Source organism: Brevibacterium sp. HMSC08F02 (assembly GCF_001807555.1).
In the GTDB taxonomy this organism is placed as follows: Bacteria; Actinomycetota; Actinomycetes; order Actinomycetales; family Brevibacteriaceae; genus Brevibacterium; species Brevibacterium ravenspurgense.
The window spans coordinates 1-1,976 of sequence record NZ_KV789365.1 but is presented as its reverse complement, the minus strand read 5'-3'; the positions used below and the strand labels follow the sequence as shown (position 1 = coordinate 1,976).

Annotated in this window: 1 rRNA gene; it reads left to right on the top strand. The window is 54.8% G+C overall.

Annotated features, from left to right (window positions below):
- Nucleotides 1-423: 423 nt before the first annotated feature.
- A 23S ribosomal RNA gene (locus tag HMPREF3172_RS10595) occupies nucleotides 424-1,976 on the top strand; the annotation flags it as partial.

Here is a 1,976-nt window from a genome sequence, read left to right as displayed (position 1 = left end):
TGGTTGTGGGGTGTGTTGTGGTAAGCCCTGACATCCATGGTGGGTGTGTGGGGTGCTCATGGGTGGAACACTGCGAAACTTCTGCACTTGTGTGCTGCTCAGGGTGCTCGTGGATGGAGTGCTTGTGTGTGGTGTGTGGGTGTGGGCAGGCACGCTGTTGGGTTGTGGGAGAACAGGCCCGCACGCTCGTTGGGTGTGTGGTTGTTGTCTCTTTCCACTGCCGTGGATTGTCATCCCTGTGTTGGGGGTGGTGGTTTGGGTGTGTGGTGGTTGTTTGTTTTGTGAATAGTGGACGCGAGCATCTGGCAATCACACTGTGTGTGGTTGTTGTGATTTTGTTTGTTTTTGTGTTTCTTGTGTTATTCGTCTTGTCACCCTGACGCGCATGTGAGCCTTTTGGGGTTTGTGTGTGCCTGTGTGGGGTGGTGAGTGTTCAAGGGCGCATGGTGGATGCCTTGGCATCAAGAGCCGATGAAGGACGCGGTAATCTGCGATAAGCCTCGGGGAGTTGGTAAACGAGCTGTGATCCGAGGGTGTCCGAATGGGGAAACCTCGCTGCGTGTTGTGCGTAGTGACCACAGGGTGAATGTATAGCCTTGTTGGGGGTGACGTGGGGAAGTGAAACATCTCAGTACCCATAGGAAGAGAAAATAATAATGATTCTGTTAGTAGTGGCGAGCGAACGCGGAAGAGCCTAAACCGTGTGTGTGTCAAGCGTGCTGGTGTTGCATGCGCGGTGTTGTGGGGCCAATCGTCCTAGTTCAGCATGGCTGGGGCATGGATGCAGTGTGGTAGGTGAACAGGTTGGGAAGCCTGACCGGAGTGGGTGAGAGTCCCGTAGCTGAAACTGTGCTGGTTTGTGTGTGTTGGTGCCCGAGTAGCACGGTACTCGTGGAATGTCGTGTGAATCTGCCAGGACCACCTGGTAAGGCTAAATACTCTTGGTGACCGATAGCGGATAGTACCGTGAGGGAATGGTGAAAAGTACCCCGGGAGGGGAGTGAAAGAGTACCTGAAACCGTGTGCCTACAATCCGTCAGAGCCTCCTTGTGGGGTGATGGCGTGCCTTTTGAAGAATGAGCCTGCGAGTTAGTGGCATGTGGCGAGGTTAACCCGTGTGGGGAAGCCGCAGCGAAAGCGAGTCCGAACAGGGCGTGTGAGTCGTGTGTCCTAGACCCGAAGCGGAGTGATCTAGCCATGGACAGGGTGAAGCGCCGGTAAGACGGCGTGGAGGCCCGAACCCACCTAGGTTGAAAACTGGGGGGATGATCTGTGGTTAGGGGTGAAAGGCCAATCAAACTCTGTGATAGCTGGTTCTCCCCGAAATGCATTTAGGTGCAGCGTCACGTGGTGCTTTGCGGAGGTAGAGCGACTGGATGACTGATGGGCCCGCGAGGGTTACTGACGTCAGCTAAACTCCAAATGCCGTGAAGTCAGCGTGGCAGTGAGACTGCGGGGGATAAGCTTCGTAGTCGAGAGGGAAACAGCCCAGACCATCAACTAAGGTCCCTAAGCGTGTGCTCAGTGGAAAAGGATGTGGAGTTGCAGTGACAACCAGGAGGTTGGCTTAGAAGCAGCCACCCTTGAAAGAGTGCGTAATAGCTCACTGGTCAAGTGATTCCGCGCCGATAATGTAGCGGGGCTTAAGCACACCACCGAAGTTGTGGCAAAAACATGTAACCGATAACTCGGGTGTTTTTGGGTAGGGGAGCGTCGTGTGGCCGGTGAAGCTGCGAAGTGATTCAGTCGTGGAGGCTATACGAGTGAGAATGCAGGCATGAGTAGCGAAAGACGGGTGAGAAACCCGTCCGCCGAATGACCAAGGGTTCCAGGGCTAGGTTAATCCGCCCTGGGTTAGTCGGGACCTAAGGCGAGGCCGACAGGCGTAGTCGATGGACAACGGGTTGATATTCCCGTACCAGTGAAGAACCGTCCATACCGAAGAATCTGATACTAACCAGTGCCACACCCGCACT